20 protein-coding genes are annotated in these 21733 nt (G+C 68.3%); 11 read left to right on the top strand and 9 right to left on the bottom strand.

The genetic code is table 11. The features are described 5' to 3' along the window. Positions 1–3 precede the first annotated feature (3 nt). The 5 genes from JHL17_RS15000 to madL are packed head-to-tail and all read right to left on the bottom strand — an operon-like array spanning position 4 to position 4064. Positions 4–879 (bottom strand): biotin-independent malonate decarboxylase subunit beta, encoded by an 876-nt coding sequence (locus JHL17_RS15000; protein ID WP_200194293.1) that lies wholly within the window; start codon positions 877–879, stop codon positions 4–6. Further along, on the bottom strand, positions 876–1196 hold the full coding sequence (gene mdcC, locus JHL17_RS15005) for a malonate decarboxylase acyl carrier protein (protein ID WP_200194294.1): 321 nt from the start codon (positions 1194–1196) through the stop codon (positions 876–878). Before mdcC ends, JHL17_RS15000 begins: the two co-directional genes overlap by 4 nt. Positions 1197–1206: 10 nt before the next feature. After that, a complete protein-coding gene (gene mdcA / locus JHL17_RS15010; protein ID WP_200194295.1) occupies positions 1207–2850 on the bottom strand; it encodes a malonate decarboxylase subunit alpha in 1644 nt (547 codons plus the stop codon). 31 nt (positions 2851–2881) lie between these two features. Beyond that, positions 2882–3646 carry a malonate transporter subunit MadM gene (gene madM / locus JHL17_RS15015; protein ID WP_200194297.1) on the bottom strand — a complete coding sequence of 255 codons (765 nt, stop codon included), beginning with the start codon at positions 3644–3646 and terminating at the stop codon, positions 2882–2884. Positions 3647–3656: 10 nt separating this feature from the next. Further along, positions 3657–4064 (bottom strand): malonate transporter subunit MadL, encoded by a 408-nt coding sequence (madL, locus tag JHL17_RS15020; protein ID WP_200194298.1) that lies wholly within the window; start codon positions 4062–4064, stop codon positions 3657–3659. A 390-nt stretch (positions 4065–4454) separates the two neighbouring features. On the opposite strand from madL, the gene JHL17_RS15025 reads away from it, so the two are divergent. The 9 genes from JHL17_RS15025 to JHL17_RS15065 all read left to right on the top strand — a co-directional run bounded on the left by JHL17_RS15025 (position 4455) and on the right by JHL17_RS15065 (position 14134). Further along, a complete protein-coding gene (locus JHL17_RS15025; RefSeq protein ID WP_200194299.1) occupies positions 4455–5156 on the top strand; it encodes a GntR family transcriptional regulator in 702 nt (233 codons plus the stop codon). A gap of 261 nt (positions 5157–5417) precedes the next feature. After that, positions 5418–6299 carry a formate/nitrite transporter family protein gene (locus tag JHL17_RS15030; protein ID WP_200194300.1) on the top strand — a complete coding sequence of 294 codons (882 nt, stop codon included), beginning with the start codon at positions 5418–5420 and terminating at the stop codon, positions 6297–6299. Between the two features lie 71 nt (positions 6300–6370). After that, positions 6371–7648, top strand: coding sequence for a phosphopyruvate hydratase (gene eno, locus JHL17_RS15035; RefSeq protein WP_200194301.1), 1278 nt, complete (start codon positions 6371–6373; stop codon positions 7646–7648). Positions 7649–8107: 459 nt separating this feature from the next. Continuing rightward, positions 8108–9550 (top strand): bifunctional enoyl-CoA hydratase/phosphate acetyltransferase, encoded by a 1443-nt coding sequence (locus tag JHL17_RS15040; protein WP_200194302.1) that lies wholly within the window; start codon positions 8108–8110, stop codon positions 9548–9550. An 11-nt stretch (positions 9551–9561) separates the two neighbouring features. Further along, complete coding sequence (locus JHL17_RS15045) at positions 9562–10788, top strand: acetate/propionate family kinase (RefSeq protein ID WP_200194303.1); 1227 nt, start codon at positions 9562–9564, stop codon at positions 10786–10788. Between the two features lie 203 nt (positions 10789–10991). Beyond that, a complete protein-coding gene (locus tag JHL17_RS15050; RefSeq protein WP_200194304.1) occupies positions 10992–11936 on the top strand; it encodes a DMT family transporter in 945 nt (314 codons plus the stop codon). A gap of 49 nt (positions 11937–11985) precedes the next feature. Then, on the top strand, positions 11986–12756 hold the full coding sequence (gene pgk, locus JHL17_RS15055; RefSeq protein WP_200194305.1) for a phosphoglycerate kinase: 771 nt from the start codon (positions 11986–11988) through the stop codon (positions 12754–12756). Between the two features lie 71 nt (positions 12757–12827). Beyond that, positions 12828–13835 carry a type I glyceraldehyde-3-phosphate dehydrogenase gene (gene gap / locus JHL17_RS15060; RefSeq protein ID WP_200194306.1) on the top strand — a complete coding sequence of 336 codons (1008 nt, stop codon included), beginning with the start codon at positions 12828–12830 and terminating at the stop codon, positions 13833–13835. A 53-nt stretch (positions 13836–13888) separates the two neighbouring features. Continuing rightward, a complete protein-coding gene (locus tag JHL17_RS15065) occupies positions 13889–14134 on the top strand; it encodes a hypothetical protein (RefSeq protein WP_200194307.1) in 246 nt (81 codons plus the stop codon). A 78-nt stretch (positions 14135–14212) separates the two neighbouring features. On the opposite strand, the gene JHL17_RS15070 is transcribed toward JHL17_RS15065, so the two are convergent. Both JHL17_RS15070 and JHL17_RS15075 read right to left on the bottom strand, forming a co-directional pair. Further along, positions 14213–15298 (bottom strand): FUSC family protein, encoded by a 1086-nt coding sequence (locus JHL17_RS15070; protein ID WP_200194309.1) that lies wholly within the window; start codon positions 15296–15298, stop codon positions 14213–14215. Between the two features lie 4 nt (positions 15299–15302). Continuing rightward, the gene (locus JHL17_RS15075; protein WP_425599613.1) at positions 15303–16619 is read right to left on the bottom strand and encodes an MFS transporter; all 1317 of its coding nucleotides are present in this window, start codon (positions 16617–16619) and stop codon (positions 15303–15305) included. A gap of 229 nt (positions 16620–16848) precedes the next feature. Here JHL17_RS15075 and JHL17_RS15080 point away from each other — a divergent pair, with 229 nt between their 5' ends. Together JHL17_RS15080 and JHL17_RS15085 are read left to right on the top strand one after the other, a co-directional pair. Further along, positions 16849–17862 carry a helix-turn-helix domain-containing protein gene (locus tag JHL17_RS15080; RefSeq protein WP_200194310.1) on the top strand — a complete coding sequence of 338 codons (1014 nt, stop codon included), beginning with the start codon at positions 16849–16851 and terminating at the stop codon, positions 17860–17862. A 147-nt stretch (positions 17863–18009) separates the two neighbouring features. Further along, on the top strand, positions 18010–18621 hold the full coding sequence (locus JHL17_RS15085) for a hypothetical protein (RefSeq protein WP_200194311.1): 612 nt from the start codon (positions 18010–18012) through the stop codon (positions 18619–18621). A gap of 88 nt (positions 18622–18709) precedes the next feature. On the opposite strand, the gene JHL17_RS15090 is transcribed toward JHL17_RS15085, so the two are convergent. Together JHL17_RS15090 and JHL17_RS15095 are read right to left on the bottom strand one after the other, a co-directional pair. Then, positions 18710–19963 (bottom strand): cytochrome c, encoded by a 1254-nt coding sequence (locus JHL17_RS15090; RefSeq protein ID WP_200194312.1) that lies wholly within the window; start codon positions 19961–19963, stop codon positions 18710–18712. Continuing rightward, positions 19960–21732, bottom strand: a complete 1773-nt coding sequence (locus JHL17_RS15095) for a GMC family oxidoreductase (protein ID WP_200194313.1) — start codon at positions 21730–21732, stop codon at positions 19960–19962. Before JHL17_RS15095 ends, JHL17_RS15090 begins: the two co-directional genes overlap by 4 nt. Between the last annotated feature and the right edge of the window lies 1 nt (position 21733).

The following is a 21733-nucleotide window of genomic DNA, read 5'->3' on the forward strand; positions in this document are numbered from 1 at the left end:
GGCTCAGGCCCTCCGGTCGCAGACGGTGGCGAGGAAGTCGGCGGTGTCGAGGATCGGCAGCCTTTCCGGCTCCTCCACCCCCAGCCGCTCCCAGATGTCGAGCGCGTCGCGGCAGTCGCCGAAGCGCTCCAGCCGGCTGGCCAGCGCGGCATGCTCAGCCTCAAGCGCCGACAGCGACACATCCGGCTTGTGGTCCAGCAGGGCCAAGGCGGCGGCGCGAAAGGCGGAAACGTCGTCCTCGACCAGGGTCGCCGCCTCGCCCAGCAGATAGCGGTGCTTGCCGCCGACGGTGCGCCAGACCAGAGCGCGGTCGCGGCTGTCGAACTCCTCGACCCCCATGGTGGTTTCGATCACCTCGGGACCGGAAAGGCCAAGCCGCCCCTCCTCGCTCATCACCACCGCGTCGCACAGGCGCGACACGATGCCCATGCCGCCGAAACAGCCGAAGGTGCCGCCGTCCAGCACGATCACCGGGATCCCGGATGCCCGCACCGCCAGCACCGCGCGCATCACCTCCGACACCGCGATCAGCCCGGCATTCGCCTCGTGCAGCCGCACGCCGCCGGACTCGACCAGCAGCAGGACGCCGTCGGGACGCGTGTCCAGCGCACGCTCCAGCAGCCCGGTCAGCTTGGCGCCATGCACCTCGCCGACCGCGCCGCCCATGAAGCCGCCTTCCTGGGCGGCGACCAGCACCCGCCGGCCGGCCAGCCGTCCCTCGCCGACGACGATGCCGTCGTCGAAGGCCGCCGGGGTGTCGAGCTGCCGCAGATGCGGGCTGACCACCCGCTCGGTCGGCGGCAGGATCTCGGTGAGGCTGCCGGGGTCGAGCAGCCCGGCGAGCCGGCCGCGGGCACTGTCCTCGTAGTAACTGGTCATGGCTGCGCTCCTCCGGCGAAGGCGTCCAAAGCCTGGTCCAGCCGCAAGCCGACCACGGCCGGGGTGGCGCCGACATCGTTGATGGAGATGCGGACGTCGGCCAGCGGATGGCGGGCGAAGACGTCGTCGAGCACCGCCTGCCAGGTCGCGCCGAAGCCGACCGCAGCGGTCTGGACCTCGACCCGGCAGAGGCCGCCGAGCGGCGCCGGCTCCACCAGAACCTCCAGATTGCCGGAGCCGACGACGCCCACCAGGACGGACGGCGGCGGGGAGGCCACGGGACGGCCGCCGCGATATTCGTAAGTCAGGATTTCCATGGGGTTCGGCTCACCAGTTGCGGAAGCGCTTGGGCGGGTCGTACAGGCCGCCCGATGCACGCACGAGGTCCTTGACCGACCGCGCGGCCAGCAGGTCGCGGGTCGCCATCCGCTTGTCGATGCCCAGATCCTCCGCCCGGCGGATGATGCCGCGGTCGCGGAGATTCTCCACCATCCGGCGGTCGCGCCCACGCCCCACGGGCGTGTAGCCGGCAACGCCGCGGATCGCCTGTTCCCGCTCCTCGTCGGTCCGGCAGAGCAGCAGGTTGGCGATGCCCTCCTCGGTCAGGATGTGGGTCACGTCGTCGCCGTAGATCATCACCGGCGGCAGTTCCATGCCGGCGCTCTCCGCCAGGTCCCAGGCGTCGAGCCGGTCGACGAAGGCCGGCTGCATGTGCTCGCGGAAGGTCTCCACCATCTGGACGACCAGCTTCTGGCCGCGCGGCATCCGCCCGCCGTCGCCGCGCGCTTCCCGCCCGGCCTTCAGCCACGCCGGGCTGGCATGGCGGCGTCCGCGGGCGTCGGCCCCCATGTTGGGCGCGCCGCCGAAGCCGGCGATGCGCCCCAGCGTGGCGGTGGAGCTGTTGCCGGCGAGGTCGATCTGCAGGGTCGAGCCGATGAACAGGTCGCAGGCGTAATGGCCGGCGGCCTGGGACAGCGCCCGGTTGGACCGCATGTTGCCGTCGGAACCGGTGAAGAACACGTCCGGCCGGGCGCGGATATAGGCCTCCATCCCCAGCTCCGAGCCGAAGGAATGGACGCTCTCGACGAAGCCGGCCTCGATGGCGGGGATCAGCGCCGGGTGCGGGTTCAGCGCCCAGTGCCGGCAGATCTTCCCCTTCAGCCCCAGCGACTCCGCATAGGTCGGCAGCAGCAGTTCGATGGCCGCGGTGTCGAAGCCGATGCCGTGGTTCAGCCGCTGGATGCCGTATTCGGCATAGATGCCCTTGATGGCCATCATCGCCATCAGCACCTGGATTTCCGAGATCTGCGCGGGATCGCGGGTGAACAGCGGTTCGATGTAATGCGGCGTCGGGCTCTGGATGACGAAATCGACCCAGCCGCCGGGGATGTCGACGCGCGGCACGCTGTCGACCAGCTCGTTCACCTGGGCGATGACGATGCCGCGCTTGAAGGCGGTCGCCTCGACGATGACCGGCGTGTCCTCGGTGTTGGGACCGGTGTAGAGGTTGCCGGCGGCGTCGGCCGCCTGGGCGGCGACGAGGCTGATCCGCGGCGTCAGGTCGACGAAATAGCGGCCGAACAGCTCCAGATAGGTGTGGATGGCACCGACCGCGATCCGCCCGTCCGCCACCATGCGCGCCAGCCGCGCCCCCTGCGGGCCGGAGAAGGAGAAGTCGAGCTTCGATGCGATGCCGCGCTCGAAGACGTCGAGATGCTCCGGCAGCGCCAGCACCGACTGCACCATGTGCAGGCCGTTCACCCGCGCCGGATCGACCGAGGCCAGGGTGCGGGCCAGGAAATCGGCCTGCTTCTGGTTGTTGCCCTCCAGGCAGACGCGGTCGCCCGGTTCCAGCACCGCTTCCAGCAGGGCGCGGGCATTCGCGGCGGCGACGCGCTTTCCGTCGACAAGACTGGCGGCGCGGGCCAGCCGGGCATCGCGGTTGCGCCCCTGCAGGTTCCAGTCGCGCATGGTGTCAGCTTCCTTCTTCACTGGTTTCGTATCAGCCGGCGATCGCCTTGATCGCCAGGAAGAGGACGGACGGTCCCATCAGGCAGCCCAGGCCGGTGTGGAAGGTGGCGACCAGGGCGCCGTAGGGCACCAGCCGGCGGTCGGTCGCCGCCAGCCCGGCGCTGACGCCGCTGACCGTGCCGGCCAGCCCGCCGAAGACCATCGCGGCCTGCGGATTGTCCAGCCGCATGAAGCCGGCCAGGACGGGGGTGAAGACCATGACCAGGATCGCCTTGACCACGCCGGTGGCGATGCTCAGCGCGATGACGTCGGAACTGGCGCCGATGGCGGCTCCGGTCACCGGGCCGACGATGTAGGTGATGGCGCCAGCGCCGATGGTGGTCAGCGCCACCGGGTCGGTGTAGCCGAAGGCCATGGCGACGGCGACGCCGACGATGAAGGGCAGGAGGGTGCCGAGGAACAGCGCGATGAAGCCGAGCCAGCCGGCCTTGCGCGCCTCGTCGATCTGCACCTCGCTGGCGGTGGCGACGATGCAGAAGTCTCGCATCATCGCGCCGCCCATCAGGGCCATCCCGCCGAACAGGGTCAGGTCGGCCATCCCCTTGGTCTTGCCGGTGACCAGCCCGCCCCAATAGGCGAGCGCCAGCCCGGCCAGCACGGCGATCGCCGAGCCGTGAACCCGGCCGCCGGTCAGGTGGCGGGCCAGCAGGTTCGAGACCCAGACGATGATGCCGACGACGGCGAAGGCGGCGACCAGCTGGTTGTCCGCGATCTCATGGACGAACTTGTCGAGCATGGCGGCCCCCTTAATCGAGTTCGGCGGCGGGGGCGCCGGCCTGCCAGGCGGCGGCGGCTCCGGTCCGATGGATGGCGCGGTTGATCAGCGAGATGACGCAGGCGCAGAGCGCGACCGAGCCGAAGGCGGCCAGCAGGGCGACGGGACCGCTCTTGACGGCGACGATGACGTTCTGGGTGGCGGCCATCGCCACCACCACCGGGATGTACATCATCGCCCAGAAGGTGACGCCCTTCTCGGTTTCCGGCCGCATCAGCCCGCGCTTGCGCATGTGGTACTGCGCCGCCATCAGCAGCATCATGGCGATGCCGACGCCACCGACATTGGCCTTGACCCCGATCAGGGCGCCCAGGACATCGCCGAGCAGCACGCCCAGCAGATAGCAGCCCGCCAGAAGGGCGGTGCCGAAGATCACCATGGCGTGCCCTCCCGTCCGGTGGAGGCCACGGCGAATGGAATTGGTTTTTCGTTTCGACCCGTCATGTGCGCTTCCCCATTTCCGTCGTTTCATGCGGCCCGGCGGTCCGTCGGCGGACCTGAGTTCGAGCATGACCGGGCACGAAGCCACGACGGCGGCCGACATTGGCTGCCCCGCCGGAAGCGCATCCAGTCCGTGTATGCGCTTCGTCCCGGCAGTGGGCTTTTGGTATTTTTTGATCAGCCGCCGTTACTGTTGTGCATACATACCACTGGAATCCCGGTCGGAAAACATAATTTTGACCGAACCTCCCTTTTTTGTATACTTATCTGTGATGAGGCCGGCTTGTGCGCATACACGGCCAGGCAGTTCCGGAGGGTTGTGTACGCAATGGATGCTCTTCAGTCGACGGAAGCGCCTGACCGGGATGTGTCGGACGACGGCAAGAGTCTGCTCTCCGACGTCATCCGGGTGGCCCTGGCCGACGAGATCGCCACCGGGCGGCTGAAGCCCGGCACGCCGCTCGACGAACAGCAGATCGGCCAGCGGTTCGGCGCGTCCCGCACCCCGGTGCGCGAAGCCCTGCGCCAGCTCGCCACCACCGGCATGGTGGAGGTCCGGCCGCGCCGCGGCGTGGTCGTCGCCACCGTGACGGCCGAGCGCATCATGGACATGTTCGAAACGACGGCGGAGATGGAGGCGATGTGCGTCCGCCTCGCGACATACCGTATCACGCCGATCGAGCGCAGCCGGCTGCAGACCATGCATGAAGCGTCGGCGGAGATGGTGCGGGGCGGCGATCTCGACGCCTACGACGATTTCAACCGCCGCTTCCACGAGGCGATCTACCAGGCGACCCACAACCAGTTCATGGCGGAACAGGCGGTCGGCATCCGTGCCCGCCTCGCCGCCTTCCGCCGCACCCAGCTCCGCCACGGCGACCGGTTGGCGACCTCCCATGCCGAACACGGCGCCATCCTCGGCGCCATGGCGCGCGGCGACGGGGAGGAGGCCGCCCGCAGCATGCGCGCCCACATGCTGAACGCCAGCTGCGCGCTGACCCGCTACATCCAGGACCTGGATCTGCCCTGACCTGCCGCTCCTCTCCGGCAGGTCATGATGTAGCAACACTACAGACGCGCAACCGACGCAAACACGCCGCCTGTTTTCCATGAAAAGCCCTTATTTTCCAGCATCGACCGACCGTCCTCCCGCAGTGCCCCCTGCGACGGAATTGCTCAGGCGGCGCCCTTGCCAGCGTCCTCCCGACAGGAGTATGTAGTAAAGCTACATGGTGGGAGCGAAACCCGCCGACGGGCCCGCACCGATGCGCGGCAGCGAGGACATCGACCGATGAACATGGACAGCAAGGATGTGGGCGGCTGGAGCCAGCCCACCCCGCAAACCCTCGACGCGCTGATGCCCGACGCCATCGCGCTCGCCGCCGAGAATCTCGGCGTCAAGAAGGCGCATTACGACACCCCCACCCTGTTCGCCCTGGCGGTCCTCGCCGGCGCCTTCATCGCGCTGGGCGGCCTGTTCGCCACCGTCGCGATGTCGGGCGCCGAAGGCATGCTGCCCTACGGTCTGACCCGGCTGCTGGGCGGGCTGGTCTTCTCCATGGGGCTGATCCTGGTGATCGTCGGCGGTGCACAACTGTTCACCGGCGACGCGCTGATGGTGATGGCCTGGGCCAGCGGCCGGCTGCATGCCCGCGAGATGATGCGGGTGTGGACCACGGTGTGGATCGGCAACTTCGTCGGCGCCGCCGGCACGGCGCTGCTGGTCTTCCTGTCCGGGCAATATACCTTCGGCCATGGCGCGGTCGGCGCCTCGGCGCTGTATTTCGCGGTGGCCAAGAGCTCGCTGCCGACCAGCCAAGCCTTTTTCCTCGGCATCCTCTGCAACGTGCTGGTCTGCCTCGCCGTCTGGCTGGCGCTCGGCGCGCGCAGCGTCGGCGACAAGATCCTGGCGATCACCTTCCCGGTCGCCGCCTTCGTCGCCGCCGGCTTCGAGCACTGCGTCGCCAACATGTATTTCGTCCCGCTCGGCCTGCTGATCGAATGGGGCGCACCGGACAGCTTCTGGCACGACCTCGGCCGCGCCGCCCCCGCCATCCCGGTCGGCCAATATCTGGTCAACCTCGTCGCCGTCACGCTCGGCAACTGGATCGGCGGAGCGGTGATGGTCGGTGCCGTCTACTGGTTCATCTACCGGCGCCCCAAGCTGCACTGAGCACGCCCTCAAAAACTCTCCCGACACCTCTGCGATCTGTCATCCCCTCAAGAAACGGGACATCCCTTCCCATGAGCGCCATCACCGAAATCCGCGCCCGCGAAATCCTCGACAGCCGCGGCAACCCCACCGTCGAGGTCGACGTTGCCCTCGATACCGGCGCCTTCGGCCGCGCCGCGGTGCCGTCGGGTGCCTCGACCGGCGCCCATGAGGCGGTCGAGCTGCGCGACGGCGACAAGTCCCGCTTCGGCGGCAAGGGCGTGCTGAAGGCCGTGCAGTCGGTCAACGGCGAACTGGCCAAGGCGCTGACCGGCATGGATGCCGCCGACCAGCGCGTGCTCGACATGACGATGATCGAGATCGACGGCACCGAGAACAAGGGCCGTCTCGGCGCCAACGCCATCCTGGGCGTGTCGCTGGCGGTCGCCCGCGCCGCCGCCGAGGATGCCGGCCTGCCGCTCTACCGCTATGTCGGCGGCGCCTTCGCCTCGCTGCTGCCGGTGCCGATGATGAACATCATCAACGGCGGCGCCCATGCCGACAACCCGATCGACATCCAGGAATTCATGATCATGCCGGTGGGCGCCGAGACCGGCGCCGACGCCATCCGCATGGGCTCCGAGATCTTCCAGTCGCTCAAGAAGAAGCTCAAGGACGCCGGCCACAACACCAATGTGGGCGACGAGGGCGGCTTCGCCCCCAACATCGGCTCGACCGACGAGGCGCTCGGCTTCGTCATGAAGGCGATCGAGGCCGCCGGCTACAAGCCGGGCGACGACGTCATGCTGGCGCTCGACGCCGCCTCGACCGAGTTCTTCAAGAACGGCAGGTACGAGCTGGCCGGCGAAGGCAAGTCGCTGTCGCCGGAACAGATGGTCGCCTATTGGGCCGACCTGGCCGCCCGCTACCCGATCATCTCGATCGAGGACGGCATGGCCGAGGACGACTGGGAGGGCTGGAAGGCGCTGACCGACGCCATCGGCTCCAAGGTGCAGCTGGTCGGCGACGACCTGTTCGTCACCAACCCCAAGCGTCTGGCCCAGGGCATCCGCCAAGGTGTCGCCAACTCGATCCTGGTGAAGGTGAACCAGATCGGCACGCTGTCGGAGACGCTGGAGGCGGTCGACATGGCGCACAAGGCCGGCTACACCGCCGTGCTGTCGCACCGTTCGGGCGAGACCGAGGACAGCACCATCGCCGACCTGGCGGTCGCCACCAACTGCGGCCAGATCAAGACCGGCTCGCTCAGCCGCTCGGACCGTCTGGCCAAGTACAACCAGCTGATCCGCATCGAGGAGCAGCTCGGCGCAGCATCCCGCTTCGCCGGCCGCGGCATCCTCAAGGCCTGAGGTTTTTCGAGTTCCTGAAGTCCCCTGCCCGGCGATCCTTCCGCCCGCCCTCTCCCGCCCCCGGAGAGGCGACACCGGCGGCGGGATCGCACCTGACGGGACTTCAAGGACGGGCGGCGGGCGTCATGATCGCTGAGGCGTCCCGCCGTTGTGCCCCCTCCCTCCGTCTCTCCCCGGGGGGAGGGGGAAGCCCCGCCGAACCATCCCGCAGACGTCGGCCACCAACCACCTGCGGCATAGTGTCAAGCGCCGGGCTTTTCGACGGTTCCATGTTGCGATGCACAGTTAATATATTAATATATCTAAGGTCCCCGGTGCGGCACGGAACGCTGACGCAGAACGGGCGACGACCCCGGATGAAACACTGGACGGTCCCCTCTCCGTCCCTTCCCGGCGCCGCCCCATCGGACCCTAGAAAACGGGCCGCTCGCTCGACCCGGTCAACCGGAGTGTTCAAAAATGCGTGCCAGTGGTGAAGCCTCCGGCAACGGCGCCAGCGCCGTCGTCGAGAATGTGACCTTCGACGAAATCCAGATCGGCCAGTCGGCCAGCCTGTCGCGCCAGCTCACCTTGATGGATGTGGAGCTGTTCGCCACCGTGTCGGGCAACATCAACCCGGCCCATCTCGACGCGAAGTTCGCCGCCGACAGCCGGTTCCAGAAGGTGATCGGTCCGGGCATGTGGTCGGGGTCGCTGATCTCCGGCGTGCTGGGCACCTATCTGCCGGGCGCCGGTTCGCTCTATGCCGGCCAGAGCCTGCAGTTCCGCCGCCCGGTGGGCCTGGGCGACATCGTCACCGCCACCGTCACCGTGATCGAGAAGCGTCCGGCCAAGAACGTCGTCGTCTTCGACTGCGTCTGCACCAACCAGGATGGCGAGGTCGTCGTGCTCGGCACCGCCGAGGTGATCGCCCCGACCCAGAAGGTCATCCGTCCGGCGCATGAGCTGCCGCAGATCCAGATGATCCGCCACGACAAGCACGACGCCCTGCTCGCCAAATGCGACGAGCTGCCGCCGGTCGTCACCGCCGTCGCCTATCCCTGCGACGCCAGCTCGCTCCAGGGCGCCGTCGAGGCTGCCGAGGCCGGGCTGATCGAGCCGATCCTGGTCGGACCCGAAGCCCTCATCCGCAAGGTCGCCGCAGCGGGCGGCCTCGACATCGCCCGCTACCGCATCGTCGACGCCGCCCACAGCCGCGCCGCGGCCGCCGCCGCCGTGGCACTGGCCCGCACCGGCGAGGCCGAGGCGGTGATGAAGGGCAGCCTGCACACCGACGAGCTGATGGGCGAGGTGGTCAAGAAGGAGACCGGCCTGCGCACCGCCAGCCGCATCAGCCACGTCTTCCTGATGAATGTGCCGACCTACTCCAAGACGCTGCTGATCACCGATGCGGCGATCAACATCTACCCGACGCTGGAGGACAAGGTCAGCATCGTGCAGAACGCCATCGACCTCGCCAAGGTGCTGGGCGTCGCCACCCCGCGCGTTGCCATCCTGTCGGCGGTCGAGACGATCAACCCGAAGATCAACACCACGCTGGAAGCGGCGGCGCTGTGCAAGATGGCCGACCGCGGCCAGATCACCGGCGGCATCCTCGACGGTCCGCTGGCCTTCGACAACGCCATCTCCGCCGAGGCCGCCCGCACCAAGGGCATCGTCTCCCCGGTCGCCGGCCAGCCCGACATCCTGCTCGCCCCCGACCTGGAAGCCGGCAACATGCTGGTCAAGCAGCTGTCCTTCCTGGCCAACGCCGACCTCGCCGGCATCGTGCTCGGCGCCAAGGTGCCGGTCATCCTCACCAGCCGCGCCGACAATGTGCGGGCACGGCTCGCCTCCTGCGCCGTCGCCTCGCTGGTCGCCGCCGCCAAACGCCAGCCGAAGCTCGCGCTGGCCGCCGAATAGGATTTTTCGTCATGGTCGCACTCTCGAACTCCAGCGAGGACGCCTGCCTCGTCATCAACGCGGGATCCTCCAGCCTGAAATTCTGCGTCTTCCAGGGGGGAAGCGTCGCCGAGCTGGCGCCGGTCGTCACCGGCCAGATCTCCGGCATCGGCACCGCCCCCCGTTTCGAGGCGAAGGACGCCGCCCGCCACAAGATCGCCGACCACGGCTGGGCCGACGGCGAGAATCCCGGGCGTCCGGAGCTTCTGCACCATCTGCTCGACTGGATCGGCGACACGCTGAAGGGCGCCACGCTGGTGGCCGCCGGCCACCGCGTCGTCCATGGCGGCAGCCGTTTCTCGGCACCCGTCCGCGTCACCCCGGCGGTGCTCGACCAGCTGGAGGAGTTGATCCCGCTGGCTCCCCTGCACGAGCCGCACAACATCGCCGCCATGCGGGCGCTGGCCCAGGTCTATCCGTCGCTGCCGCAGGTCGCCTGCTTCGACACCGCCTTCCACCAGACCCAGCCCTGGCAGTCGCAGACCTTCGCCATCCCGCGCGAGCTGACGGCGGAAGGCATCCGCCGCTACGGCTTCCACGGGCTGAGCTACGAGTATGTCGCCCATCGCCTGCCCCAGGTGGCGCCGGAACTGGCCGACGCCCATGTGGTGGTCTGCCATCTCGGCAGCGGCGCCAGCCTGTGCGCCATGCGCGGCGGGCACAGCGTCGACACTACTATGGGCTTCACCGCGCTCGACGGCGTGCCGATGGGCACCCGGCCGGGCACCATCGATCCCGGCGTGCTGATCTACCTGATGCGCGAGAAGGGCTACGGCGCCGACGAGCTGGAAAAGCTGCTCTACCACAAGTCGGGCATGCTGGGCGTCTCGGGCCTCTCCAACGACATGCGCGACCTGGAGAGTTCCGACCTGCCGGCGGCGGCCGAGGCGGTGGAGCTGTTCTGCCACCATGTCGCCAAGCAGGTGGCGGCGCTGGCCGGCTCGATGGGCGGGCTGGACGCGGTGGTCTTCACCGCCGGCGTCGGCGAGAACTCCACGCTGGTGCGGGCGCGGGTGGCGGAGAAGCTGTCCTGGCTCGGCGTTTCCATCGACCCGGCGGCCAACCGGGCCAAGGCGACCCGCATCTCCGCCCAGGAGAGCCGCGTGCCGGTCTTCATCATCCCGACCGACGAGGAACGGATGATCGCCCGCCACACGCTGGGCGTGATCGCCGCAGGGCAGTTGGACAGGGCGGCGTAAGCGCTGCGGACGTTGGCAAAATGCCCTCTCCCGCCCCGGGAGAGGGAGGGGACCCGCCGAAGGCGGGGAGGGTGAGGGATAGGGCGAGAATCCCAAACCGCATGGTTCCTTGGATCACCCCTCACCCCTCCCATGCTCCGCATGGGCCCCTTCCCTCTCCCGGGACGGGAGAGGGAAATCTTCCCGGGCAGGAAAGCGTCATCATGGAACAGGTCCCCACAAATCCCACCGCCGCCCCTCCGGAAAACGTCCGGCTCGGCATCCTGTCGATGCTGCTGGCGATGGTCCTGATGACCATCATGAACGCGCTGGCCAAGATCCTGGCGGAGACCTATCCGCTGGGCGAGGTCACCTTCTTCCGCAACCTGTTCGCCCTGCTGCCGGCGGTCGCCATGGTCGCCGCGGCGGGCGGGCGGAGCTGCCTGCACACCGACCATTGGCAGGGGCATCTGTGGCGGGCCGTCGTCGGCCTGGTCTCGATGGCGCTGCTGTTCTGGGCCTACCACCTGATGCCGCTGGCGAACGCGGTGGCGATCTCCTATTCGGCACCGCTGTTCCTCACCGCCCTGTCGGTGCCGCTGCTGGGGGAGCGGGTCGGCCCGTTCCGCTGGGCGGCGGTGGCGGTCGGCTTCGCCGGCGTGCTGATCATGGTGCAGCCCGGCGCCGGCATGCTCGACCGCGGGGCGCTGGTCGCGTTGACCGCCGCCGTCTGCTACGCGCTGGCGATGATTGCCATGCGCCAGCTCGGCCGCACCGAAAGACCGGTGACCACGGTGTTCTACTTCACCGTGATCTCCACCCTGCTCAGCGCGCTGGCCCTGCCCTTCGCCTGGACCACGCCGGACAGCCATGCACTAGCCCTGATGGCGGCGATGGGGATCGCCGGCGGCGGGGCGCAGTATTTCAGCACGCGGGCCTATTCGCTGGCCCGGGCGGTGGTGGTCGGACCCTTCAGCTACGCCAGCCTGATCTATGCGACGATCCTCGGCTGGGTGGTCTGGGGCGACGTGCCGGCCCCGCATGTGATCGTCGGCGCCACGGTGGTGATCGGTAGCGGATTGCTGATCCTCTACCGCGAGACCCGCCGGGCCGCCACCCCGCCGACGGAGCGGTCCCCCCAGGGCGCCGGACCGATCCGGACCGCCTGAGCGGCAAGACACCAACGACAAGACTGGTTCGAAGAAAAGGACAGGCATCATGCTTACGACCGATGTCCGAGGCAATCAGGGTTCACGGCCGGCCTCCCGACCGGCCGGCCGGCTGCATCTGATCACGGGTGGTCGTGACGCGGCCGCCCCATCCCGGCCGACGCTGTTCACCCCGGCCCGCAAGGCCGGAAGACCCGACCACGCGGCCTGCGCCATCGTCGGCGGCAGCGCCCTGGCCACCAAGCTGGACCTGCTGGGCCGCCTGGTGACGCGGGTCGACGTGCTGGCGCTGGGCGGCGGCGTTGCCAACACCGTCCTGGCGGCGACCGGCACCGACATGGGCGCCTCGCTGTGCGATTACGGGCTGATCGACGAAGCCCGCAAGCTGCTGGACCGGGCGAAGGCCTGCGGCTGCGAGCTGCTGCTGCCGGTCGACGTGGTGGTGGCGAGCGATGCGCGGAGCGGGACGGAGGACCGGATCGTCCCCTGCGCCGCCATCGGGCCGGAGGACATGGTGCTCGACATCGGTCCGGCGACGATCGCGCGGCTGACCGCCTGCGTCGAGGCCGCCCGCATCGTGGTGTGGACGGGGCCGCTCGGCGTCTACGAGATCGCCCCCTTCGACGGCGGCACCGACGCGCTGGCCTGGTTCATCGCCCGGCGCACCCGCGACAACGGCCTGCGGTCGGTGGCGGCCGGCGACGACACCATCGCGGCGCTGACCGCCGCGGGGGTGGAGAACCGCTTCAGCGAATTGACCAGCCGCGACGCCCTGCCGGACCGGCTCGATGCCGCCACCCCGCGCGCCGTCCCCGCCTGACCGCGGGCTTGCGCGCCGACATTGCAATTCCCGCGGGCCGAAACCCGCCTTATGAAAGACTGGAGCACATCATGGCTGTACGGGTAGCGATCAATGGGTTCGGCCGCATCGGCCGTCTGGTTCTGCGCGCCATCTACGAGAGCGGCCGCAAGGACGTGGAGATCGTGGCGATCAACGACCTCGCCGATCTGAAGGCCAACGCGCACCTGCTGAAATACGACAGCGTCCACGGCCGCTTCCCCGGCACCATCGAAACGGGTGACGGCGTTCTCATCGTCAACGGCCACGCCATCAAGGTCGTGCAGGAGCGTGACCCGGCCAAGCTGCCGTGGAAGGATCTGGGCGTCCAGATCGCCATGGAATGCTCGGGCATCTTCACCAAGCGCGCCGATGCCGCCAAGCATCTGGAAGCCGGCGCCGAGAAGGTGCTGATCTCCGCCCCGGCCACCGACGAGGACATCACCGTCGTCTACGGGGTGAACCACGACAAGCTGACGGCCGAGCACAGGATCGTCTCAAACGCGTCGTGCACCACCAACTGCCTGGCCCCGGTCGCCTTCGTGCTGAACAACCTCGTCGGCATCGAAAAGGGCTTCATGACGACGATCCACTCCTACACGGGCGACCAGCGCATCGTCGACACCAACCACAAGGACCTGCATCGCGCCCGCGCCGCGGCCCTGAACATGATCCCGACCTCGACCGGTGCGGCCAAGGCGGTCGGCAAGGTCCTGCCGGAGCTGAAGGGCAAGCTGGACGGCACCGCCATGCGCGTGCCGACCCCGAACGTCTCGGTCGTCGACTTCAAGTTCACGTCCAAGCGCGCCACCTCGGTCGAAGAAATCGTCAAGGCGATCTCCGAGGCCGCCAACGGGCCGCTGACGGGCATCCTGGCCGCCTATGACGAGGAGCTGGTGTCGTCGGACTTCAACCACGACCCGCACAGCTCGACCTTCGCCTGCAGGGAGACCAAGGTCGTCGACGGCAATTTCGTCCGCGTCATGGCGTGGTACGATAACGAGTGGGGCTTCTCCAACCGGATGGCCGACACCGCCGTCGCGATGGCGAGCGCCAAGTAAGGCAAGCACCGCCAACCCAGACCAGCCCGACCCAGACCAAAAGGAGCCGGACGATGAGCAAGACGATCATGTGGGCCGAAACCGACGCCAGGGGTTTCGAGTCCGAGTGCCTGTTCAACGAGGACAGTCGCCAGTACGAAGTGATGGTCTGCGCCTCGGGTCGCCGGCTCTGCCGGTCGGAGTCCTTCCCGGCCCAGTCCGACCCGATGCAGGGGATGACCGCCGACGACCGCCGGCGCGCCTTGCAATGCGCCGAACGGTTGGTGATCGAGATCGAGCACGATCTGGGCGACCACTGAGCGGACACCCGATGACTTCATGACGCGGTCAGGGCCGGCATCCTTGCGGTGCCGGCCCTGACCGTCTTTCTCGGCCGCTCAATCATGCGCGGCGAAATCCGCCGTCCGCTCCACCAGATCGTCCAGATTGCGGCGGAACTGCTCCAATGCGAAACCGGTGCCGAACATCCGCCACAGCCAGTCGGTCGGCATGTGGCGCGTCTGCCTTTCGCTCCGCATGCGGTCGATGCCGCTGCGGTAGGCCGCGAGCGCATCGGCAAGTGCGGGAGACCGGTCGGGCGGCAGGCCGGAGGCCAGGGCGGAGGCCAGACCGCGCAGGATGGCCGCCCCCGCTGCGGCGACCGGGGTCCAGTCGGGGCAGGCGTCGCGGTCGCCAACGTCCTGCCGCGGCTCGCCCACCGTCCGGCGCAGCATCACCACGTCGTGCCGCAACCGCATCAGCGTGCGCAGAAGCGGATCTGGATCGGGCATGTCGGCCAGCCGGCTGCGGCGCTCCCGCGCCGCTTCCCCCACCAGCGTCTCCAGCCGGGTCAGGGTCTGCCGGGTGCGCACCACCAGCCGGCTCATGGCGGCTTGGGACGCTTCGTCGGCGACGGCCAGCGTGTCGAGCTGGTCGGCCATCAGTCGGGCCGCGTCCGCCGCCGTATCCAGCACCGAGCGCGAGGCACGGGCCGGCACCACCAGAAGCGAGATCAGGATGCCGACGACGCAGCCGAGGCCGACCTCCAGCATCCGGTCGGTGGCGAAGCTGAGCGGGCCGAGGCTGGTCCCCGCGGTGCCCAGCAGCACGATGATCGCCGTGATCGGGGCGATGCGGAAGCCGGCCGACAGCGCGGCGAGGTAGGACAGCGGCGCCACCGCCACCAGCAGCGCCGCGGCACGCGCCAGCCCGTCCGTGTGGGGGATCAGCATGGCGATCACCCCGCCATAGGCGACGCCGACCAGCGAACCGGCGAAGCGGTCCAGCGCCGCCTTCAGCGATCCGCCGACATTGCTCTGGGTGACGATGAGCGCGGTGATGACCGCCCAGAAGCCCTGGGGCAGGTCCAGCACGTCGGCCAGCGCGAAGGTCGCCAGGGAGGAGACGGTCATCCGCAGCGCATGCACCAGTTTGGACCGGTTCCGCGCCATCCACGACCCCAGCACGCTCCGCCACCCGCTCATCCCGTCAATCCCGGTCCATCTCCGACTGATGCTTGGTGTCCGGCATGAAGACGTAGATCACCAGCGACAGAGCAATACAGCAGGTGACGTACCAGTAGAACCAGCTTTCATGCCCGGCCTCCTTGAACCACAGGGCGAAATACTCCGCCGTGCCCCCGAAGATCGACACCGTCAGCGCATAGGGCAGCCCCACCCCGAGCGCGCGGATGGAGGCCGGGAACAGCTCCGCCTTCACCACCGCATTGATGGAGGTGTAGCCGCTGACGATCACCAGCGCCGCGCAGATCAGCCCGAAGGCGGCCCAGCCGCTCTTGGTCTCGCTCAGCGCGGTCAGGATCGGCACGGTCAGCAGCATCAGCAGCGGACGCCGCCCGATCCGGTCCGACAGCGCGCCGACCAGCGGCTGCAGCAGCATGAACAGGACCAGCGATCCGGCGGAAATCAGCGTGGCGTCGTCCTTCGTCAGCCCCACCGTGTTGACGAGGAATTTCTGCATGTAGGTGGAGTAGGTGTAGAAGGCGACGGTGCCGCCGAGCGTCAGCCCGACGACGATGGCGACCGCGCGCGGGTGCCGCGCCAGCTGCCGCAGCAGGCTGCCGCGCGGCTGGGCGCCGCGGTGGCGGGTGAAGGACTGCGTCTCCTCGATCCGCCGGCGCAGGTACAGGGCGGTGACCGCGCACAGCGCGCCGATGACGAAGGGAATGCGCCAGCCCCAATCGTGAAGCTGCTGTTCGGTGAGGAACACCCGCTGCAGCAGGACCAGCACCAGCAGCGCCAGCAGCTGCCCCATGATCAGCGTCACATACTGGAAGCTGGAATAGAAGCCGCGGCTTTCCCTGGCCGCCATCTCGCTGAGATAGGTGGCGCTGGTGCCGTATTCGCCGCCGACGCTGAGCCCCTGCAGCAGCCGGGCGGCGACCAGCATGATCGGCGACATCAGCCCGATGGTCTGGTAGGTCGGCGTCACCGCGATCATCAGCGAGCCCAGACACATCAGGGTGACCGACAGGGTCAGGGCCGACTTGCGGCCATGACGGTCGGCATACCATCCCATCAGCCAGCCGCCGATCGGCCGCATCAGGAAGCCCACCGCGAAGATCGCCGCCGTGCTGAGCAGTTGCGCGGTCAGATCCTCGCCGGGAAAGAAGGCGTGGGCGAAATAGAGCGAGAAGGCCGAATAGACGTACCAGTCGTACCATTCGACCAGATTGCCGATCGAGCCGCCGAAGATCGATCGCAGCCGGCTGGCCGTCGACAGCTCCCGATCCGGCAACCCACCCGTATTGCCTGCCCCGATCCCGGTGCCGCGCTCCATCGCCATCGTCGCGTTCCCATCATTTCGATTGCCAGCGGCTGCGGCGGGCAGCCGACCGCCGCAGCACCTCTGATGGGAAACAACAGCACGGGAGGACGGTCGGGTCCGCAGGCGTGGCCTCTTGCCTCGGTTCGCCTGGACCGGCGTCCTTCCCGTCGACGCCCCGCAACCCTGTTGACCCGGCGTCGACTATCTGGAAAGAAGGAGGTATACGAATTACTTGCGGGTTACCGTCTTGGCCGCGCAGACCGTTCCGTTCCGGCGTTTCTCCACCAGCTTTCTACCGGAGCGGGAACGTTTCGCCGCATGGCGCGATGCCATGACCTCGGTCTACGAGATCGCCCCACTCGAAGAGGATGCGTGCCGGCGCTTCGCCGGGACGGCGACCAGCGCCCATCTCGGGCCGATCATCGTCGGCACCATGGATGTCGATGCGCTGGCCTATCACCGCTCGCCGGCGAAAATCCGATCCGATCACATGGACCATTTCATCATCCGCCTGGACCGCTCCGGCGCCGACGGAAAGGTGGGCGATGAAATCCTGATCAAGGACATGGGCCAGCCGCTCGGCTTGCCGCCGATGCGGCTGGACGGCGCCTGCATCATCATTCCCCGCGACGTCATGACCGGCATGCTGCCGCGGGCCGACGCGCTGCACGGCACGCGCCTCGGCGGTATCATGGGACGGCTGCTGGCCGACCACATGCGGACCCTGGCCCAAGCGGTGCCGTCGGCGACGGTGGAGGAAGCGCCGCAGGTCGTGCGCATCATCCGCGACATGGTCACCGCCTGCCTGGCCCCCAGCCGGGACGCGCTGGTCCAGGCCCAGCCGCAGGTCGCCGCCACCCTGATCATGCAGGCGCGGCGCCACATCGACGCCAACCTGACGAACCCGGATCTGTCCCCCGACCGGCTGTGCCGGGCGCTCGGCCTGTCCCGTTCGGCCCTCTACACGCTGTTCGAGCCCCATCATGGGGTGAACCGCTACATCCAGGAGCGCCGCCTGCTGCGCATCCGCGAGCATCTCTGCGATCCCGCGGAGCGGCGGCGCATCGGCGAAATCGCCTTCGCCTACGGTTTTTCCAGCGAGGCCCATTTCAGCCGTGCCTTCCGCCGGGCCTTCGGCTGCTCGCCGTCCGAGATGCGGGCCGGAGCCTCTGCCGGTCCGATGAACGGCCCGGTCCGATTGGACGCCGCCGACGGCATCGCCGGGGGGTTTCCGGACTGGCTGCGCCGGCTTCGCGCCTGATTTCCGCCCTCGAAGTCAGTGGCTTCCCGCAAGACCCGTGGACGCACGGTCAAGGAAAATTGGACGCCCAGTCATGGCTCGTCCCCCATTGCCACGCTAGCGTAACCCCGGTCCGGCGCACCGATCCGGACCGCCGCACCGACGGCGATGGAGCTCAACGACTTGCCCTGGGGTGACGCGGTGTCATACGACTTCAACCGGCTCTTGAACGCCAATCTCAGCCTGAACGAGCGCCCGATGGTGCTGATGTGGGCGGCCGTCAGCGGTGGCGCGGCGGAAGCGGTGTTTCTGACCTGCCTGGAACAGTTCAAGCAGTCGCCGTCGAAGGCGAAGGTGAAGGTCATCCATGAATGGCTGCTGGACCAGGATTCGACGAAGGGCGACGGCCACTGGGGACCGATGAACCTGGAAGCGGACGGCGTCAGCAACACGACCAAGGCATCGGCCACCACCATCGCCGCCGCCTCCACCTACTACATCGGACGCAAGAGCTGGTGGGGGAAGAAAAGCTCCACGCTCAACGCGGCACTGGGCAACAACCCGGCGCCCAACATGTTCGACGTTCTGGTCGAGCCGGCGGCAACCGCGCTGGGGACCGTGCAGCCATGGTTCGGCAGTTGGTCGCTGTCGAAGGTCGACAGGAAGGACAGCATTGTCGTCAATCGACTGAAGGGCATGGAGTACATGAACAATGCCTTCATGTCGGCCGGCTTCAACACGGCTGCCATGGGAGTTCGCCTACCCTTCAAATTCCGCTGAGGAAACTGCAGAGCCGGTATCGGCCGCCGGTCAAGTCCAGCGGCCAATTCCACAGCGGCCTATGCGGTTACGCCGCGCTTCGCGGCCGTCAGTTCACCTGCGCCAGCGTCTTGCGCATTTTCGCCACGTCGTCGGCGCTGACCGGCGGAGCCGCGTTGCTCCAGCTGTTGCGGATGTAGGTGACGACCGCCGCCACATCGGCATCGGTCAGCCGCCATCCCAGCGGCGGCATCGCCGGGCCGGTCGGACGGTCGTCGGTCGCCACCGCGCGGGATCCGTCCAGCACGAGCCGGATCAGCGTCGCCGGATCGTCGGCCTGCACCACCCCGCTGCCGGCCAGCGTCGGGAACAGGAAGGTCTGGCCCTTGCCGTCGCCGCCATGGCAGGCCATGCAGGTATCGGTGTAGACCGCCCCGCCCGTCCTCATCCGCGCGTCGTCCGCCGCCACGGTCGCCGTCTGGGCCTGCGTCCCCGGCGGCTTCCGGTCCAGCAGATAGGCGGCGATCGCCTTCAAATCGGCGTCCGTCATCCTGGAGCTGGAGTTCTGGATCTCCTCCGCCATCGGGCCGGAGGCCAGTGACTGGTGGTTCGCCCCGGTCTTCAGATAGGCGACGAGTTGATCCGCCGTCCAGCCGCCGATGCCCTGCCGCTTGTCGGCGGTGATCGACGGCGCGTACCAGGCCTGGAGGTTGGCACCCTGGAGCGCCCGGCCGGTGTCGTCGGCGCCCAGCATGGTCTTGGGTGTGTGGCAGGTGCCGCAATGACCCAGCGCCTGTACCAGATAGGCGCCGCGGTTCCACTCCGCCGACTTCTGCGGATCGGGCTTGAAGGGCTCCGGTTCGAAGTTCAGCAGGTTCCAGCCCGCCATCAGCAGCCGGATGTTGAAGGGGAAGGGCAGCTGGTTGGCCTCGACGGCGTTGCTCACCGGCTCCAGAGTCCGCAGATAGGCCCACAATGCGCGGATGTCGTCGTCGGTCATCCGGGTGTAGGCGGGATACGGCATGGCGGGGTAGAGCCGCTTGCCGCCGCGGCCGATGCCTTCGCGCAGCGTGCGCCGCAGGTCCTCCTCCGTCCAGTTGCCGATGCCGGTCCCGCGGTCCGGCGTGATGTTGGGGGCGACCAGCGTGCCGAAGGGCGTCTGCAGGGCCGATCCGCCGGCATAGGGCTTGCCGCTTGGCAGGCTGTGGCAGGCGACGCAGTCTGCGGTGGTGGCGACATAGCGGCCACGCTCGATCAGGGCGAAATCCTGGTCGTCGGCCCGGGCCGGAGCGGAGAGGATGGACGGCACCGCCGCGAACAGCAGGGCCGCCGCAGCGGCGACGGCGAGACGGGTCCTGGTCATGCCTGCACCAAGGGGCCGGGGGATTTCAGGTAGCGGCTGCGGATCGCGTCCGCCGCGCGGTAGGCCAGCGCCCCGACGGTTCCGGTCGGGTTGTAGCCGGAGTTCTGCGGGAAGACGTTCGCCCCCACCGTGAAGACGTTCGGCACGTCCCAGCTCTGCAGGTACGGGTTGACCACGCTGGTGGAGGGATCCGCCCCCATCGCCGTGCCGCCGACCACATGGGTGGATTGGTAGGGCACCACCGACCACGGACCGGTGCGCGGATTCTCGTCGATCGCCTGCGCCCCCATCGCTCGAACGATCTCCGCCACCTTCTTCGTGACGTAGGCCGACATCTTCACGTCGTTCTCGGGGAAGTCGAAGGTGATGCGCATCAGCGGCCGGCCGAGCCGGTCGGTGTAGGTGGGGTCGAGGTCGAGGAAATTGCCGCGGTTGGCATAGCTGCTGGCCTCGCAGCCGACGCTGAGGTTGCTGAGATAGCTGTCCCGCATCGCCTTCTTCCAGCCCGAGCCCCAGGTCGGGCTGCCCGGCGGGGTCGGCCGCTTGGAGATCGGCTCCGCCCCGATCGGCGCGCAGCGCGTGCTGCCGCCGCCGAGGAAGCCCAGCGGCCCATGGTCGAAATTGTCGTTGTTCAGCTCGTCGATCGCCATGCCGGTGGCGCCGCCGCCGATGAAGTTGTTGAAGTTGTACTTGGCGGGATCGAAGAAGCCGACGACCTGGTTGGCCATCTGGTAACAGAAGTTCCGCCCCACCACGCCCGTGCCGCTGCGGACGTCGTAGGGCTTGCCGATGCCGGACAGCAGCATCAGCCGCACATTGTCCAGCATGAAGGCGCAGAGGATCACCAGATCGGCCGGCTGTTCGAACTCGTCGCCCGACGTGTCGACATAGGTGACGCCGGTCGCCTTCTTCCCCGTTGAATCCAGGTTGACCTTCAGCACCTCGCACAGCGTGCGCAGCTCGAAGTTGGGCTTACGCATCAGGACCGGCAGCACGGTGGTCTGGGCGCTGGCCTTGGAATAGTTGGCGCAGCCGTAATTGGTGCAGAAGCCGCAGAAGGTGCACTGCCCCATCGTCACGCCCAGCGGGTTGGTATAGGTGCGCGACAGCAGCGAGGACGGGATCGGGAAAGGCTTGTAGCCCATCTTCGCCGCCGTCTCGGCGAACAAAGTGGGGCCGAAGGTCTGCATCATCGGCGGGTTGGGATATTCGCGCTTGCGGGCGCCCTCGAACGGATTGCCTCCCTCCTGCATCCGGCCGTCCAGGTTCCCGGCCTTGCCCGACACGCCGGCCAGATACTCGAACCGGTCGTAATAGGGCTCCATCTCCTCATAGGTCAGGCCCCAGTCCTGGATCGTCATGTCCTCCGGTATGCTCTGGGCGCCATAACGCTCGGTATAATGAGACTTCAGCCGGAAGTCGGCCGGCGAGAAGCGCCAGGTGATGCCGGCCCAATGCACGCCGGCCCCGCCGACGCCGTTGCCGGGATGGAAGGATCCGTATTGCCGCATCGGCAGCGCCGTCTGGTCGGCGTTGTTGCGGGCGGTCACCGCGGTCTGCGCCGGGCGCAGCATCAGCTCCTGCCGCGCGTTGTAGCGCAGCTCGTCGGGGGCATAGCCGATGTTGAAGTCGGTGGCGGTGTCGCGCCAGGGGCCGCGCTCCAGCGCCACCACGTCCAGCCCTTCGTCGCACAGCTCGTTGGCGATGATCGACCCGGTCCAGCCGAGACCGATGACCACCACATCCTTGCGGGGAAGTTTTCGCGCCATT

The sequence above is a fragment of the Azospirillum endophyticum genome, assembly GCF_016595245.1.
GTDB lineage: Bacteria > Pseudomonadota > Alphaproteobacteria > Azospirillales > Azospirillaceae > Azospirillum > Azospirillum endophyticum.